At 68.4% G+C, this 16,776-nt stretch carries 14 protein-coding genes; 8 read left to right on the forward strand and 6 right to left on the reverse strand.

Annotated elements, in window-relative coordinates; genetic code table 11:
- Positions 1–40: 40 nt before the first annotated feature.
- Both AMK34_RS17125 and AMK34_RS17130 read right to left on the reverse strand, forming a co-directional pair.
- Entirely contained in the window at positions 41–895 is an 855-nt protein-coding gene (locus tag AMK34_RS17125) for an HpcH/HpaI aldolase/citrate lyase family protein (RefSeq protein ID WP_038507137.1), read from the reverse strand.
- Complete coding sequence (locus tag AMK34_RS17130) at positions 895–1,962, reverse strand: HpcH/HpaI aldolase/citrate lyase family protein (protein ID WP_038507139.1); 1,068 nt, start codon at positions 1,960–1,962, stop codon at positions 895–897. The genes AMK34_RS17125 and AMK34_RS17130 overlap by 1 nt, the downstream gene beginning before the upstream one ends.
- A 118-nt stretch (positions 1,963–2,080) precedes the next feature.
- Here AMK34_RS17130 and AMK34_RS17135 point away from each other — a divergent pair, with 118 nt between their 5' ends.
- The 5 genes from AMK34_RS17135 to AMK34_RS17155 all read left to right on the forward strand — a co-directional run bounded on the left by AMK34_RS17135 (position 2,081) and on the right by AMK34_RS17155 (position 9,184).
- Positions 2,081–4,291, forward strand: coding sequence for a protein kinase domain-containing protein (locus AMK34_RS17135; protein WP_073845974.1), 2,211 nt, complete (start codon positions 2,081–2,083; stop codon positions 4,289–4,291).
- A complete protein-coding gene (locus AMK34_RS17140; RefSeq protein WP_073845975.1) occupies positions 4,282–6,546 on the forward strand; it encodes a serine/threonine-protein kinase in 2,265 nt (754 codons plus the stop codon). The genes AMK34_RS17135 and AMK34_RS17140 overlap by 10 nt, the downstream gene beginning before the upstream one ends.
- A gap of 319 nt (positions 6,547–6,865) precedes the next feature.
- The gene (locus AMK34_RS17145) at positions 6,866–7,516 is read left to right on the forward strand and encodes a hypothetical protein (protein WP_037333848.1); all 651 of its coding nucleotides are present in this window, start codon (positions 6,866–6,868) and stop codon (positions 7,514–7,516) included.
- A gap of 19 nt (positions 7,517–7,535) precedes the next feature.
- Complete coding sequence (locus AMK34_RS17150) at positions 7,536–8,186, forward strand: NAD(P)H-binding protein (protein WP_073845976.1); 651 nt, start codon at positions 7,536–7,538, stop codon at positions 8,184–8,186.
- A 50-nt stretch (positions 8,187–8,236) separates the two neighbouring features.
- Complete coding sequence (locus AMK34_RS17155; RefSeq protein WP_037333840.1) at positions 8,237–9,184, forward strand: ribose-phosphate diphosphokinase; 948 nt, start codon at positions 8,237–8,239, stop codon at positions 9,182–9,184.
- Here the strand turns inward: AMK34_RS17155 and AMK34_RS17160 are convergent.
- Complete coding sequence (locus AMK34_RS17160) at positions 9,181–10,485, reverse strand: D-arabinono-1,4-lactone oxidase (RefSeq protein ID WP_073845977.1); 1,305 nt, start codon at positions 10,483–10,485, stop codon at positions 9,181–9,183. The genes AMK34_RS17155 and AMK34_RS17160 overlap by 4 nt on opposite strands.
- 89 nt (positions 10,486–10,574) lie before the next feature.
- Here AMK34_RS17160 and AMK34_RS17165 point away from each other — a divergent pair, with 89 nt between their 5' ends.
- On the forward strand, positions 10,575–11,759 hold the full coding sequence (locus tag AMK34_RS17165) for an amino acid deaminase/aldolase (RefSeq protein ID WP_073845978.1): 1,185 nt from the start codon (positions 10,575–10,577) through the stop codon (positions 11,757–11,759).
- A gap of 408 nt (positions 11,760–12,167) precedes the next feature.
- Here AMK34_RS17165 and AMK34_RS17170 read toward each other — a convergent pair whose 3' ends face one another.
- A complete protein-coding gene (locus AMK34_RS17170; RefSeq protein ID WP_016330531.1) occupies positions 12,168–12,812 on the reverse strand; it encodes a TetR/AcrR family transcriptional regulator in 645 nt (214 codons plus the stop codon).
- Positions 12,813–12,938: 126 nt separating this feature from the next.
- On the opposite strand from AMK34_RS17170, the gene AMK34_RS17175 reads away from it, so the two are divergent.
- A complete protein-coding gene (locus tag AMK34_RS17175) occupies positions 12,939–14,261 on the forward strand; it encodes a GH1 family beta-glucosidase (protein WP_038522109.1) in 1,323 nt (440 codons plus the stop codon).
- Entirely contained in the window at positions 14,254–15,510 is a 1,257-nt protein-coding gene (locus AMK34_RS17180) for an MFS transporter (protein WP_073845979.1), read from the forward strand. The genes AMK34_RS17175 and AMK34_RS17180 overlap by 8 nt, the downstream gene beginning before the upstream one ends.
- A 314-nt stretch (positions 15,511–15,824) precedes the next feature.
- Here AMK34_RS17180 and AMK34_RS17185 read toward each other — a convergent pair whose 3' ends face one another.
- Positions 15,825–16,250 (reverse strand): hypothetical protein, encoded by a 426-nt coding sequence (locus AMK34_RS17185; protein ID WP_037333828.1) that lies wholly within the window; start codon positions 16,248–16,250, stop codon positions 15,825–15,827.
- Positions 16,251–16,263: 13 nt separating this feature from the next.
- Positions 16,264–16,638, reverse strand: coding sequence for a hypothetical protein (locus AMK34_RS17190; RefSeq protein WP_016330535.1), 375 nt, complete (start codon positions 16,636–16,638; stop codon positions 16,264–16,266).
- Positions 16,639–16,776 lie beyond the last annotated feature (138 nt).

Consider the following 16,776-nt stretch of genomic DNA (forward strand, 5'->3'; position numbering starts at 1 on the left):
AAAGGGCCCTTCGCCGCGTCTCATCTGGGTATGGCGCCCTTCAGCCGCCGATCGCCTCGGCCAGCGCCAAGATCCGCCGCGCGTTCTCCACGTGCAGGTTCTCGATCATCCGCCCGTCCACGGTCACGACGCCCTGCCCGGCCGCCTGCGCCTCCTCGAACGCCGCGATGATCTTGCGCGACCGCGTGATCTCCTCCTCGGACGGCGCGAAGATCCGGTTGCACGGCTCAAGCTGAGCCGGGTGGATCAGCGTCTTGCCGTCGAAGCCGAACTGACGTCCCTGCACGCATTCCGCCTCGAAGCCTTCGAGGTCCTTCACGTCGTTGTAGACGCCGTCGAGGATGGCCTTGCCGGTCGCACGCGCGGCCAGCAGCGCGAGGGAGAGTCCGCCCAGCAGCGGCGCGCGGCCGGGGACGAACTCGGCGTGCAGTTCCTTCGCCAGGTCGTTCGTGCCCATGACGAGCACGGTCAGCCGCTCGGACGCCGCGGCGATCTCCTCCGCGTGCAGCATCGCGACCGGGGTTTCGACCATCGCCCAGATCTTCGTGTGGTCCGGCGCGCCGCCGAGTTCCAGCGCGCGCTCGATGTTGTGCACTTCGGCGGCGGAGTTCACCTTCGGCACCACGATCGCGGCCGGGCCCGCCTGCGCGGCGGCACGGAGGTCGGCGTCGTGCCATTCGGTGTCGAGGCCGTTGACGCGGATGGTCACCTCGCGTGAGCCGTATTCCTTCGACGAAGCCGCGGCGCAAACGCGTTCACGTGCGGCTTCCTTCGCGTCGGGCGCGACGGCGTCTTCGAGGTCGAGGATGAGCCCGTCCGCGTCCAGTGTCTTGGCCTTTTCCAGCGCTCTTTCGTTCGCGCCGGGCATGTAGAGGACGGAACGCCGGGGGTTCATCAGGAAGCCTCCTTCGTGGCCGCGTCGTACGCGGCGGCGAGTTCAGGATCGTCGGCGGCGAGGGCGTCCGCGAGTTCGGCGACCACCCGGCACTGCTTCACCGAGGCGTCGTCCTGCATCTTGCCGTCGATCATCACCGCGCCGGTGCCATCACCCATCTCGGCGATCACACGCCGCGCCCAGGCGACGTCCTCGGGCGAAGGCGAGAACACCTTCTTGGCGATGTCGATCTGCACCGGGTGCAGGCTCCAGGCGCCCACACAGCCGAGCAGGAACGCGTTGCGGAACTGGTCCTCACAGGCCACGACGTCGCGGATGTCGCCGAACGGCCCGTAGTACGGCAGGATCCCGTTCGCCGCGCAGGCGTCGACCATCCGCGCGACGGTGTAGTGCCACAGATCCTGCTGATACGTCGTGCGTCCCTCGTTCAGGTCCTCGCCGGTCGGGTCCGTGCGCACGAGGTAACCGGGGTGCCCGCCACCCACCCGGGTGGTCTTCATCCGGCGGCTCGCGGCGAGGTCGGCCGGGCCGAGGGAGATGCCCTGCATCCGGGGGCTCGCGCCGGCGATCTCCTCGACGTTCGCGACGCCGCTGGCGGTCTCCAGGATCGCGTGCACCAGCAGCGGTTTCGTCAGCCCGGCCCGCGCTTCGAGCTGCGCCAGCAGCCGGTCGACGTAGTGGATGTCCTGCGCGCCTTCGACCTTCGGCACCATGATCACGTCGAGTTTGTCGCCGATCTCGGTGACCAGCGTGATCAGATCGTCGAGCACCCACGGCGAGTCGAGGCTGTTGACGCGCGTCCACAGCTGCGTCTTGCCGAAGTCGGTCGACTTCGCGATGGCGACGAGCCCGTTCCGCGCGGCCTCCTTGCGGTCGGCGCGCACGGCGTCTTCGAGGTTGCCGAGCAGGACGTCGACCTTCTTGGCGATGTCCGGGACCTTGGCGGCCATCTTCTCGTTGCTGGGATCGAAGAAGTGGATCATCCGCGAAGGAGGCACAGGGATCTGGCGGAGCGGTTCCGGCGCCCCCACCGCGAGCGGGGCGAAGAAATCCTTCGGCGAACGCATCGTTCCTCCATCGCTACGGGCTAAGTGACCGACGGGTAACCCTAAACCCGGAAGGCGGGGAACCGCTGCGGCGCAGCTCACCTCCAAGGGGACACGATCGGGAATCGCGGAGGAATCTGTGGACGACTGGGCCTTACCGGGTTTCACCGAGCTGGGGTCGCTGGGCGAAGGTGGATTCGGGCGGGTCGTACTGGCCCGGCACGACGAATCCGCGCAGGTCGTGGCCATCAAATACCTGTACGCGAGGTTCGCCGCCGACCCTCAGCGGCTGGCCGAGTTCCGCCATGAGGCGCAGATCCTGAGCCGCGTTTCGGGGCCGCACATCGCCCGTCTGCACCAGTTCGTGGAGACCCCGCAAGGGGCCGCGATCATCATGGAAGCCGTTCACGGAATCTCCCTGAAAGAGATCCTCGGCCGCCAGGAGAAGCTCGAACCCGAAGCCGCGCTGGCCATCCTCAAGGGCTCGCTGCTCGGTCTCGCCGGCGCGCACGCCGCGGGCACCGTCCACCGCGACTACAAACCGGCCAACGTCCTGGTCACCCGCGAGGGGCAGAGCAAACTCGTCGACTTCGGCATCGCCGTGCTCGCCGGGCAGACCGGGGTCGCCGCGGGCACGCCCGCGTACATGGCGCCCGAGCAGTGGGCGGGCGGCGTCGCCACCCCCGCGACCGACGTCTACGCCGCGACCTGCGTGTTCTTCCAGTGCGTCGTCGGCCACCGGCCGTACGAGGCCGAGCAGACCGAAGTGCTCCGCACGCTGCACGAATACGCCCCGATCCCGTTCGGCGAAGTACCCGAACCGGTCCGCGACCTCATCGCGCGCGGCATGGCGAAGGACGTCGCCAACCGGCCGTCTGGCGCGGCCGAGTTCGTCGCGGAGCTGGAGGCGTCCGCCAGGAAGGCGTACGGCGAGGACTGGGAGCGCAACGGCTGGCACTGGCTCGCCAAGGGCGCCGGTGTCCTGGTCGCCCTGTCCCCGTTGGCCCTGCTCGGCGCGGGAACCGCGGCCGCACCGGTCCTCGCGGGCGGCGGGGTCGCGGCCACCGCCGGCGGCGGGATCGCGCTCGGCCTCAAGATCACCGCCGCGGTCGCCGCCGCCACCGCGGTCGCCGTCGGGACGGTCGTGGTGGTCAACACGAACAGCGACGACGAAGGGCCGCCACGGACGACGACCGTCGCCGCGATGAAGGTCGACCTCCTCACCCGCACCGAGAAGCTCGACGGCTTCGACTTCAACGGGAAGTACGTCCGCATCAGCGGGTTGAAGGACAAGGCGGTCGAGGAGCGGGTCAACAAGGCGCTGATGGCGCCGATCGACGGCTGGCTCAAGAGCGTTTGGCCGCCGGGCAGCCCGCCGGAGAAGGAACCCGACGGTGACATCCCGCATATGTCCACCACCGCCGAGGTCCTGCGCCAGGACGACAAGCTGATCTCGGTCGTCTACGAACGGTCGGTCGAGACGGTCCAGCTCGGGAACCACGGCGCCTACGCCGTCCGGACCCTTGTGATCGACCTGGCCGACGGCGACGTGATCCCGACCGCGGGCCTGTTCGCCGACGTCGACGGCAACGCCGAACGGATGCGGATGGTCGAGGACCGGATGTACGCCTCGGCCAAGCCTGGCGAGTGTCTCGCCACGCCGCCGTCGGCGCCTGAGCACCTTCCCGCGGGCGCGATGTCGGACCGGTACACCCAGGACGGGGCGATCGTGCAGGCGGCGCCCGCGGCGAACGGGATGGAGTTCCGCGTCGCCGCCTTCGCGCTCGGGTACCCGATGGTCTGCAATCCGACGACCGTCACCGTGCCCTACGACCGGCTGCGTGACCTGCTGAGTCCCGCGGTCGCGCACCTGCTCGGCGGCACGCAGGGCGAAAAGACCAAAGAGGACAACGTCGGCGCCTTCACCATCACCACGCCGGAAAACTGGCGACTGCTCTCCGGCGAACCCATCGAGCGCTACCTGGTGACCGCCGACCAGTGCACACAGCCGTTCCATTGCGCGGGCGTGGTCTTCAGCGACAACTCGCGGGTCGATCCGGCCACGCCGGCGTATGAACCAGGCAAGCCCTACAACCGATCCACCGGCCCGCGTCCATGTCACTCGCTCGGGGCACCAGGGGAGACGCAGGGGTCACCTGTCCTCCAGACGAAGGAGCTTCGTTCGATCGGGACGAAGAAGGCGGCATACGAAGAGTGGCGACTCACGTGTTCCGGCGGCGGTAGCGTCACTCAGCGGGTCTGGTTCCTGCCGAAAACGCAGCTCGTGATCGTGGACGAGTGGAACACTCCAGGCCTCGACAAGATCCTGGAAGAGGCGCGATGGAACTGAGCGACGAATGGAGACTGCCCGGCTTCACGGAGCTGGAGCAGCTGGGCACCGGCACCTTCGGCCGCGTGGTGCTCGCGCGCCAGGACAACACGGGCCACGTCGTCGCGATCAAATACCTCTTCTCCCGCTTCGCCGCCGAGCCCGCCTATCTCGACGCGTTCCGCCAAGAAGCCCTGGCGCTGCACCGGGTGACGAGCCCGCACGTCGTGAAGCTGTACGAGTTCTTCGAGACGCCGCAGGGCGCGGCGATCGTCATGGAGGCGATCAACGGCGTCTCCCTGCGTTCCGTCCTCCAGGCCGAAGGCGCTCTCGAACCCGAAGCCGCTCTCGCGGTCCTGAAGGGATCGCTGCTCGGGCTGGCCGCGGCGCACTCCGCGAACGTCGTCCACCGGGACTACAAACCGGCCAACGTCCTCGTCGCCGACACCGGCGAGAGCAAACTGGTCGACTTCGGCACGGCCGTTCTGGCGGGTGAACGCGGCCCCTCCGTCGGCACTCCCGCGTACATGGCGCCCGAGCAGTGGTCCGGCGGACAGGCCACTCCCGCGACCGACGTCTACGCCGCGACCTGCGTGTTCTTCCAGTGCGTCGCCGGGCACCGGCCGTACGAGGCCGAGCAGACCGAAGTGCTGCGCACCCTGCACGAACACGCACCCATCCCGTTCGGCGAAGTCCCCCAGCCGGTGCACGAGATCGTCGCGCTGGGGATGGCGAAGGACCCGTCGAAACGACCGGTCGACGCGCTCATGTTCGTCAGTGAACTGGAACGCGTCGCCCGCGCGGGATACGGCGACGAATGGGAACGCAAGGGCTGGTCGCGGCTGGCGAAGGCGGCAGGCGTGCTCGTCGCGGCGACGCCGTTGGTCCTGCTCAGCGCCGGTACCGCGGCCGCGCCCGGTGTCGCCGCCGCCGGAACGGGTGCGGCGGCAGCGTCGACCGGCGGGATCGCGGTCGGGTTGAAGATCACCGCCGGGGTCGTCGCGGCGACGGCCGCCGTGGTCGGTTCGGTGGTCGTCTTCTCCGACGCGAGCACCCCGTCACCGCCACCGCCGACCACGCAGGCCGTCGCGCTCAAGGTCGCCATGAAGACCGAGTCCGGGACGGTGCCCGGCACGACCCTCGCCTACACCGGCGACCACCCGGTGGTGACCGGTTCGCCCGATCAAGCCTGGCTCAAGCGGGTCAACGACGCGCTGATGGCGCCGATCGACGCCTGGAACCGCAAAACCGGCCCCGGCGCCGCCAAGCTGGAGCCGGAACGCGGTCCGTACACGCTGACCACCAAGGCCGACATCCGCTCGCAGAACGAGCGGTACCTCTCCGTCCGCTACACCAGCGACCTCGTGAACAAACCGCATCCGACCTGGGGTCACGGCCGCGCGACGGTGACGATCGACCTCAAGGAGGGCAAGGCGCTCACGCCGGCCGAACTGTTCGCCCCCGGGAAGTTCACCGACGAGGGCCTCCGGGAACTGACCGAGGTCCTCTGGCCCGACAAAGAGCAGTGCGGCCCTCCGAGCACCATTTTCCCGTACCGGCCGCTCCGGGCTGCCGACCTCACCGGAGACCCGAAGGTCTGGCTCGCGTTCGCGCCGACCGCCCTCGAGGTCACGGCCAACATGACCGACCTGGGCTTCACCACCGCCTGCAGCGTCCAAGACCTCACACTGCCCTACGACAAAGTCGCCGGACTGCTGAACCCCGCCCTTGTCGACGGCGTGACCAGCGGAAAGGTGGTCAAGGGCACATCGTCCGCCCCGCCCGCGCAGGGCGTCACGGACGTCTCGGCCGGAGCGCTCACCCTGCATCTGCCGCAAGGCTGGTCCGAGGTCTCGCAGGGGCTGGAGAAGGTGCTCGTCGCGCCGGGCTGCCCGGATCCCAAGAAGTACTTCAACTGCAAGTACGTCCTCGTCACGGACAACACCCAGCGCTCCGCCGAGCAGCCGCCGTACCGGCCGGGGGAGTTCTACCGGCGCAGCGCGGGCGGCCGGGCCTGCAACGCCGCCGGGCGCAAGGACCTCCGCCAAGAGGGTGACGCCGCGCGGACGGCTTCCGCCACCGCACCGGTCGGCGGGGCGACGGCGACCTACGAGGAGTGGACGATCCAGTGTGTTCCTCGTGGACAGACGGGCGGAAGCGGCGAGACGCAAGTGACGCAGCGGATCTGGTTCCTTGCGGACAGGCAAATCGTGGTGATGGACGAGTGGCGGACGCCGGGCGTCGAAGAACTCCTTCGTACCGCGACGATCTCCTGACCTGACCTGCGAAAGTCCAAAGTGGAATGAGTATTCGTTGGGCCGAATGGCCTAACGTCTCATTTCGTTCCCCGTGACCGTTCGGAGACACCGGGTAACACCACTTACCTCCCTCTCACTCGGTTGGCGGCACGGTCGGACTGAAGTCGAATGACCGCCTACCGACCGGTCACCGATGACAAAGTGCCGCCGATCGCAGCCACTCCCGTTGTCCGGCGCCGCCGACTCCCCGCCCTGTTAGACAGGTCATGTGCCGCTTCCACCGAGGTGGCACGGGGATGACGAGCCCTAGGGAAACCAGGTTCGAAGGAGGCGGAACGTGGCGGCTACACCGAACATGGAGAGCTCGACGGTCGCCGGTGGCGCGAAGCGCAGCCGGTCACTGCCGAGCCGGGTGGTGCCGCCGATCGAACTGCCCGCGAGCGTCGGGGAGCTTTCGCGCAAGGCGGCGGCCCTGCTCGGCTGGAACGGCATCGTCTTGCCGGAGACCACCGTGCTCGGCCGCAAGATCTGCGTGGTCGCCCGGCTCCGTACCGACGTGCACGCGGAGCGCATCGCGATGGGCATGGGTCCCGTCGTCGATCGCGCCACCGTCGACACCTGGACATGGCCAGAGCTGGCCGCGACCGCACCCGCGCCGGCCGCCGAGATCATCGGCGTCCTCGCGGTCGCCCGGCACTGGCGCACCGCGATGGCCTCCGCGGTTCCGTTCGCACGTTACGGCGAGGCCGCGATGGTTCTCCCATCGCCTGCCGTACTGACGGAAGACTACGTCGGCAACTGCCTCCCGCGTGCCCGCGCCTACGGGCTCGGCATCGTCACCGCCGACCCCAACGCGGTGGCCGACCTCGACCTCGAGGGCCACGGCGAGCGCATGATCCTCGACGAGGACCCGGTCTCGCGCCTGGTCAACGAGATCGTCTACGAGCAGCTGCTCCGCGAAACCGAGCTCCCTGCCGAAGTGGACTGAACGCGCTAACGTCGGGTCCATGCGAGTCGTCATTGCGGGTGGACACGGACAGATCGCGCTGAAGCTGGAGAAGCTGCTCTCCGCACGCGGTGATCAGGCGGTGGGGATCGTGCGCAATCCCGATCACGTCGCCGATCTCGAAGCCGCCGGTGCCGAAGCGGTCGTCCTCGACCTGGAAAAGTCCGATGTGGACGCCGTCGCCAAGGTGCTCGACGGCGCCGACGCCGCCATCTTCGCGGCGGGCGCCGGGCCGGGCAGCGGGACCGCCCGTAAGGACACTGTGGACAGAGCGGCCGCCGAACTCTTCGCGGCCGCCTCCGAGCGGGCGGGCGTCCGGCGGCATATCCAGGTCGGCTCCATGGGGGCGGACAAATGGGAGACCGCGGACGTCCCGGACGATTTCCGGATCTATCTCAAGGCCAAGAAAGCGGCCGAAGACGACCTGCGCGCCCGCGATCTCGATTGGACGATCCTGCGGCCGGGGCAGCTCACCAACGACGAAGGCACCGGCGAGATCCTGATCGCCGAGTCCACCGGCCGCGGGCCCATTCCCCGGCAGGACGTCGCCGCGATCCTCGTCGCTCTGCTCGACAGCCCGTCGACGGCGGGACGCGTCCTCGAAGCGATCTCGGGTGATACTGCTATCTCTCAGGCCTTTTCCGCACTGTGAAACTTTAGTGTGTGGACGTAATCCGTCTTTTGACTGAACGGAGAAGGTCCTTGCGCGAGGACATCGCGGTCTTCAGTGGCAGCGCCCATCCCGAGCTCGCCGAAGAGATCTGCGCCCATCTCGGTGTTCCCCTGCATCCGGTGAAGGTGCAGCGGTTCGCCAACGACTGTCTCGAAGTCCAGCTCGAGGCGAACTGCCGTGAGCGCGACGTCTTCCTGATCCAGCCTTTGGTGCGGCCGGTGCAGGAACATCTCGTCGAACTGCTGCTGATGCTGGACGCGGCGCGGGGCGCTTCGGCGAAGCGGATCACCGTCGTCATGCCGCACTATTCGTACGCCCGGTCGGACAAGAAGGACGCGCCGCGGATCTCGATCGGCGGCCGTCTCGTCGCCGACCTGATGGCGACCGCCGGCGCCGATCGCGTTCTCGCGATGACGCTGCATTCGCCGCAAGTGCACGGGTTCTTCAGCGTTCCGGTCGATCACCTGCACGCGTTGCAGGAACTGGCGAAGCATTTCCGCCAGTACGACCTGTCCGCGACCACCGTGGTCTCGCCGGATCTCGGCAACGCCAAGGAGGCCGCGCATTTCGCCCGGCTGCTCGGCGTTCAGGTCGCGGCGGGCGCGAAGCAGCGCTTCGCCGACGACAGGGTCGAGATCAGCTCGGTGATCGGTGAGATCACCGGCCGCGACGTGATCGTCCTCGACGACGAGATCGCCAAGGGCAGCACGGTGATCGAACTGCTCAACAAGCTCCGGGAACTGAAGCCGCGCTCGATCCGCGTCGCCTGCACGCACGGCCTCTTCTCCAGCGGCGCGCTCGAGCGGATCGGCAGCCAGCCCGACGTGCTGGAGGTCGTCTGCACGAACACGGTGCCCATCCCGCCGGAGGAGCAGAGCCCGAAACTGCGGGTCCTGTCGATCGCGCCCGCGCTGGCGGAGGCGATGCGCCGGATCCACAACGGAGAGTCGGTCAGCGCGCTGTTTGAAACGGCCTAAACGGTGCCGAGGACCCGGTCGAGGTACGTGTTCGTGAAGATCCCGGCCGGGTCCACCTCCTTGCGAACCCGCAGGAAGTCGTCGAAGCGCGGGTAGCGCGAGCGCAGTGTCGCGGCGTCGAGGTCGTGCATCTTGCCCCAATGCGGGCGGCCGCCGACCTCGCCGACGATCGACGCGAACCCGGCGAAGTACTCGCGGTAGGGCATGCCGACGAACTGGTGGATCGCGATGTAGGCCGAGTCGCGGCCGTTCGCGGTCGAAAGCCAGATGTCGTCCGCCGCGGCGACGCGCACCTCGACCGGGAACGCGACCGGGTTCTCCAGCTTCGGGACGAACGCGCGGAGTTCGGAGAAGACGTCGTGCAGTGCTTCGCGGGGGATCGCGAACTCCGACTCGACGAACCGCACGCCGCGATGGGTCACGAAGACGCGATGGGACGTGTCGCTGTACTCGCGGGCGGAGAGGATGTTCGAGGCGAACCGGCCGAGCGGCTGCACGAGTTTCGGCACCGCGCGGCCGAGACGGCACAGGCCGCCGAACGCGACGTTCTCCGTGACCTCGTAGTCGACGAACTCCTTCAGCCTGCTCAGCGGCCGGTGTTCGCTGCCCGCCGGAAGCCGGTTGTTGCGCTTGACCAGGGCGTTCTTGCCGTAGGGGAACCAGTAGAACTCGAAGTGGTCGTTCTCGTCGGCGAACTGGTCGAAGCCTTCGAGGACCTGTTCGAGCGGTTCCGGCCGCTCCTGGGCGGAGAGCAGGAACGACGGTTCACACTGCAGGGTGACCGTGCTGATGACGCCGAGCGCGCCCAGCCCGACCCGCGCCGCGGCGAAGAGGTCGGGGCGTTCGTCCGCCGAACAGGTGACCACGGTGCCGTCGGCGAGCACGAGTTCGAGCGCGGCGATCTGGGTGGCGATGCCGCCGAGCCGGGCGCCGGTGCCGTGGGTGCCGGTGGAGATCGCGCCGGCGACGGTCTGCGCGTCGATGTCGCCGAGGTTGGTCATCGCCAGGCCCAGCGCGTCGAGTTCGGCGTTGAGCTGCTTGAGCGTGGTCCCTGAACGGACCGTGACCAGGCCTTTCGCGACGTCGGCGGAGGCGATCCCGGTCCAGCCGGTCAGGTCCATGGCGTCCGAGTTCGCGGCGGCGATCGCGGTGAACGAGTGACCGCTGCCGAGCGGGCGCAGGCGTCGTCCGTCCGCGGCGGACCGGCCGATCGCTTCGGCGATCGCGTCCGTGTCACGCGGCCGATGCACGCGCAGGGGCGACGCCGTCGCGGTGCCGGCCCAGTTGCTCCACCGTGTCATGCGCCCACCTATTCCGAGAGGCTGTGAGTGCCGAAACAGTAAGTGAATAGTATTCGCGTTTCAAGCCCTTCTGTCGTACCTTAGTTCGGGTGACCAGTGCGACGGTGTACGACTTGGCGACGAAGGACCTGGATCCTCCGTTCGCGATTGTCGACTTGGATGCGTTCGACGCGAACGGCGCCGACCTGCTGCGGCGGGCGGCCGGGAAGCCGATCCGCGTGGTCAGCAAATCCGTGCGCTGCCGGTACCTGCTCGAACGAGTCCTCGCGCGGCCCGGCTTCGAAGGTCTCATGTGCTACTCGCTCGCCGAAGCCGTCTGGCATGTCGAGCAGGGGACGTCCGACGACATCGTGGTGGCGTACCCGACCGCCGACCATGGCGCGCTGCGGCGGCTGGCGGCGAACGACCGGGCGCGGGCGGCGATCTCGATCATGGTCGACTCGCCCGAACATCTCGACCTGGTCGATGCCGCGCTGGGGCAGGGGCATCCCGAAATCCGGGTCTGCCTGGAACTCGACGCTTCGTGGCGGCCGCTGCCCGGAGTGCACATCGGCACCCGGCGCTCGCCGGTGTTCAGCCCGCGGCAAGCTGCGGATCTGGCACGGACCATCTTGTCCCGCAAGGGTTTCCGGCTCGTCGGGATGATGGCGTACGAAGGTCAGATCGCCGGGCTCGGCGACGCGGCCGGCAGCGGGGCCAAGAACTCCGTCATCGGCTGGATGCAGCGAAAGTCCATTGTGGAAATCGCGAAGCGCCGCGCGGCCGCGGTTCGCGCCGTCCGGGCGCTGGCGGATCTGGAGTTCGTCAACGGCGGCGGCAGCGGCAGCGTCGAATCGACCGGCGCCGAAGCGGCCGTCACCGAAATCGCGGCGGGCTCCGGCTTGATCGGGCCGACGCTTTTCGACGGCTACGCGCACTTCTCGCCGCGCCCGGCCGCGATGTTCGCGCTGCCCGTCGTCCGGCGCCCCGCACCGAAAGTCGCGACGCTCTTCTCCGGCGGCTACATCGCTTCGGGCCCCGCGGAGTCTTCGCGGCTCCCGAAGCCCTACCTGCCCGAAGGTCTCTCGCTACTCGGCTTCGAAGGCGCCGGCGAAGTCCAAACGCCCGTCTCCGGCGAAGCGGCCCGCCACCTCCGCCTCGGCGACCGCGTCTGGCTGCGCCACGCGAAGGCAGGCGAACTCGCCGAACGCTTCACGCACTACCACGTCGTCGTCGGCGACCGCGTCGACCGGACCGTCCCCACCTACCGAGGCGAATCCCAAAACTTCGGCTGATCCGCGCAACCCCACCCCCCACCCATCCCTGGGGGGCGCGCCCCGCACCAGCGTATCGGGAGGGGGCGTCGGGGAATGGGGTTCGGTGGGGTGAGGGGCGAGGTTGTCCACAACTGTGGGTGGGTGTGGACAACTTATGTGGACAACCGGGTAATACCAGGTCAGCGGGTGTGAGGGCGTGGTTGCTGGGAGTCGTGTGACTGGTGGGGCGACGGGTTCGGGCGTCGGTGGACACGAATGGAGCAAGGGCCTTCTTTAAGACACCCATCGTCTCAAAGGGGGCCTTCGGGGCGTCCGGGCAGTCTCACCGGGAGTCCACAGTGGACGGACGTGGGCTGAAAGCGTCCTTCACCGCATCGCATGCGGCGAAAGCGTCCTTCAGTCCCCCCCGGCCGCCCGAAGAGAGCCTCAGGCTTCCCCGAACTTGCTCGCCAAGTAGCCCTTCACTACCGACTTGGCCTCAGCCACGATCCGTTCGTCCCCTCGCGGGTCCCGGCGGAAAGCCAGCTTCAGTAGCGCGTCGGCGGTCTCGTTCGCGATCGTCAGCGCGAACCGGATGTCGTCCGGCGGCGACTGGATCCGCGCGGAGAGCACGTCGGTGAGCGCGTCGACGATGACCGCGTTGTTGTCGCGCGTCTCGTCGAGGAGCTGCCGGTCCACGACGTCACCGAAGTGCACCTTCGAGAAGCCGGGGACCTCGCGGTGCATCGCCAAGTAGATGTCGAGGATCGAGTCCACGACGTCCCACCAGTGCTCGGGCGCGAGCTCGTTCAGGGTTTCCGACACCGAGGCGACGAACCGCTCGAGGTTCCGCTGCGTCAGCGCCTGCACCACGGCCCGCTTGTCGGGGAAGAACTGGTACAGCGAACCGACGGCCACCCCGGCGCGCTTCGCGATCAGCGTGGTCGTCAACGCGTCGTAGCCCAGTTCGTCGATCAGCTGGGCGCTGGCGTCGAGCATCTGCTCCACCCGCTTGGCGCTGCGCTGCTGAACGGGCTGCCGCCGGAGCGGAGTCGTCTCCGCTTGCGGTTTCGCGGCCTGGATGTCGGACACTCGGGCTCCTCCTTCGCTGATCTGCGACTTTATCGTGCCGACAGGGTTCCCCCCGGTCGAGTGAAGGCATAGTATCTGAGAACTTTTCATGTTCGGCCGAGTCTGAAGAGGAAAGGTGTGCCGCCGGTGGAGAATCCGACCTTCCCGTCCGAATTCCTGTGGGGTGTATCGACCTCCGCCTTCCAGATCGAGGGGGCGACCGGTGAAGGCGGCCGGGGACAGTCCATTTGGGACACGTTCACCGAAACGGAGGGAAAGATCGCGCGGGCTGAGCACGCCAAGGTAGCGGCCGATCACTTCCACCGCTACTCCGAGGACATCGCGCTGATGGCCGAACTCGGCGTCGGCGCCTACCGCATGTCCTTCGCCTGGCCCCGGATCCAGCCCGACGGCGACGGCAAGCCCAACGCCGAAGGCCTTGCGTTCTATGACGAATTGCTGGACGAGGTCTGCGCCGCCGGTATCGCGCCGACCGGGACGCTCTTCCATTGGGACCTCCCGCAGGCGCTCGAAGACAAGGGTGGCTGGCTCTCCCGTGATACCGCCGAACGGTTCGGGGAGTACGCCGCCATCGTGGGCGAGCGGTTCTCCGATCGGGTGAAAATGTGGATCCCGCTCAACGAGCCCATGGTCATGTCGATCTTCGGCTACGCGATCGGTGAGTACGCGCCCGGCAAGACCCTCCTGCTCGACGCCCTGCCCACCGCGCACTACCAGAATCTCGCGCACGGTCTCGCGGTCCAAGCGCTGCGCGCGGCCGGTGCCCGGAGCGTCGGTACGGCCAACAATCATTCGCCGATCTGGCCCGCCACCGATTCGCCGGAGGACAAGGCCGCGGGCGAATGGATCGACGCCCTCATCAATCGCACTTACGCGGATCCGGTGCTGCTCGGCCGATATCCCGAACAAGTCGTCGCGCATCTCCCGGCGGGATTCGCCGACGATCTGCCGACCATCGCGCAGCCCCTCGACTTCTACGGGGTGAATTACTACGAGCCGCAGGGCGTCGCCGCGCCCGGCGAAGGCAATCCGCTGCCCTTCGAGCTTCGCGCGATCGAGGGGTATCCCATGACCACCAACGATTCGCCGATCGTCCCGCACGGGCTGCGCGATCTGCTCGTCGGCTTCCACGAGCGCTACCGCGAGCACCTTCCGCCCGTCTACATCACCGAAAACGGCTGCAGCTTCGACGACGTCGTCGCCGAAGACGGCCACGTCCACGACCAGGAACGCATCGACTTCCTCGACAGCCACCTGGTCGCCGTGCGCGAAGCGATGGACGCCGGCGTCGACGTCCGCGGGTACTTCGTCTGGTCGTTGATGGACAACTTCGAATGGTCGAAGGGCTACCAGCCGCGCTTCGGTCTGGTGCACATCGATTACGAGACACAGAAGCGCACGCCGAAGGACTCCTTCGGCTGGTACCGGAAACTGATCCGCCATGAGTGAGGTCCGGGACCTGCCCGAGGCGCTCGCCGAGCCGGTCGTCAGGGTCCGCGCGGGGTGGATGAGCCTGCTGTTCTTCGCGAACATCGCGCTCTGGCTGGGGGTTTACGCGCCCATCCAGGTTCTCCTGCCCAAACAGGCGGAACTGCTGGACGCCGCCAACAAGGAAGCAGTGTTCAGCCTGGTCACCGGCATCGGCGCGGTCGTCGCGCTGATCGCCAACCCGGCCGTCGGCCTGCTGTCCGACCGGACCTGTTCCGCTCGCGGCCGTCGTCATCCGTGGACGGCGGCCGGCGCCGCGGTCGCCGCCGCCGGACTGCTCGTCCTCGCGTTCGCGCCGAACGTCGCGGTCATGGTGCTCGGCTGGTGTCTGGTGCAGGCGGGACTGAACGGGATGCTCGCGATGCTGGTGTCGGCCATCGCCGATCGCGTTCCCGTACCCCAGCGCGCTCAGGTCGGCGGCCTGGTCGGCATCGCCCAGATGCTCGGGACCGTGCTCGGCGCGGTGGTGGTCGTGGTGATGCTCGACCTCGCCGGGCTCCCGCTGGGCTACGCGGTCTGCGCGGCTGTCGTGCTGGCGGGCGCGGCGGCGTTCGTCCTGCGCACGCCGGACGCGCGGCTGCCGGTCGCGTTCCGGCCGTCCGCCAGGACCCGGGACGTGCTCGCGAATCTGTGGATCTCCCCGCGCAGGCATCCGGACTTCGCCTGGGCGTGGGGCTGTCACTTCATGATCAACCTCGGCAACGCCTTCGGGACGCTGTACCTGTTGTTCTTCCTCAAGGACGCGGTGCACTACGAAGATCCGGACACCGGACTGCTGATCATGATGGGCCTCTACGGCGCGGCGCTCGTCGTCGGCGCGCTCATCGCCGGGCACTTCTCGGACAAGACGGGACGCCGGAAGCCGTACGTCCTCGCCGCTTCGGCGGTGATGGCCGTCGCCGCCCTGCTGCTGGTGGTCTGGCAGAACTGGACGGCCGCGCTCGCGGCGTCACCGTTGCTGGGAGTCGGTTTCGGTGCGTACATGGCCGTCGCGCTGGCGATGCTCACGCAGGTGCTGCCCACCGCGCAGGACCGGGCGAAGGACCTCGGCGTCATCAACATCGCGAACTCGCTGCCGCAGGTGGTGGCGCCGATGCTGACCGCGCCGATTTTGGCCTACCTGGGCGGATATCCGAGCCTCTTCGCGGCTTCGGCGCTGTCCACCGTCATCGCCGCGGTGCTGGTCACGCGGGTGAAGGGCGTCAGCTAGGACTCTTGGAGACCGCGGACCGGTGCCGGTCGGGGGAGGGGAGTGCAACGGCACCGGCCCGCGGGGTTCGGGGGATGACAGCGCGCTCCGGGGCAGGTATCGCGCTGCGTTTGTGATCATCAACCTAGCGACCGATTACTGCCTTCGCTAGGTGTTCTGCCGATAATTTTCGATTAATCGCGGTGGGGACCGGAGTGATTACCGAGAGCGGTTCGTCGCGTTCGGGGGTACGCGCGAACCGCCGCCGGCGAAGGCGAGATCGTGGCGTGGTTGCCGAGGGGGCTGCTCGGACCGCCGGTCACTCGCCTGGCTTTTCAAGCGTGCACGCCGCCGATGGCGGCACGACGCGGGTTGACCAGCGCGTGCCTGCCGGTGGTTTCGGCCGGGCTCACCCCGCGGCTCTGCCCCGGGACGCGGCGGCGGCTTTCGCGCCGGTGGTCCTGGGTGGCCGCGATCTGCTGGGGGGCGAGGCCGCCGGCGACCAGGTGCTCGTGCGCGACCTGCCATACCGAGCAGGGGGCCTTGCACTTGTGCCAGCGGGTCGAGCAGGTGGGGCAGTCCCCGCGCTCGTCGGGCTCGTGCGCCTGAAGCATCGCGCGCCAGCCTTCGGCGAGCCGGGGGAGCTCCGAGCGGGCGACCGAGACGAGCGACTGCGCGTCGGCCCGGTTCGCGAGATCGGAGAGCATGTCGAGGCGTTCCCAAACCGCGTTGCGGAGGACTTGCCCTAGGACCTGATCCACGGAGAACTCACCGTTACCTTTCCGCCATTTTGGCGGCTTCGTTGAGCGCTGCCCTGAGCTGTCCGAGCTGGCCGGACGTCAGGCGCGCGGTCTCTCCTGGCGGCGAGACGAGAACCACCTGGTTGTCTTCGACGAACACGGTGACGGCGCGTTCGCGGCTGATGAGATCGCCGCACTGCACCCGCCAGACCAGCTGTCCGCCTTCGTAACGGCGCACACTCGCGGTACGGGGGTCGACCGGGGCGGAAGGGGAGACCGGACGGTTCGCGCCGGGGGCGACGGCGACCGTCTGCTGACCGGCGGGGCCGGCCGCACGCAGGTGGCGCGTGGCCATACCGGGCCGTCCCGCGGTGATGGAGCCTGTTGCGATCGAGTCCACGAACTCCACTGGCTCTTCTCCGCTCTCTCGTTCCACGTCGTCTTCGTATCCGCGTGTCCGCACCTGTAGGGGGTTCGGAGACTTGGTAGCTCTCTGTGATCGCGGCCGGTGGCCGGTCGGTCACGGAGATCTGACAACTACAGTGAT

It is taken from the genome of Amycolatopsis sp. CB00013 (assembly GCF_001905755.1).
GTDB classification, from domain to species: domain Bacteria; phylum Actinomycetota; class Actinomycetes; order Mycobacteriales; family Pseudonocardiaceae; genus Amycolatopsis; species Amycolatopsis japonica.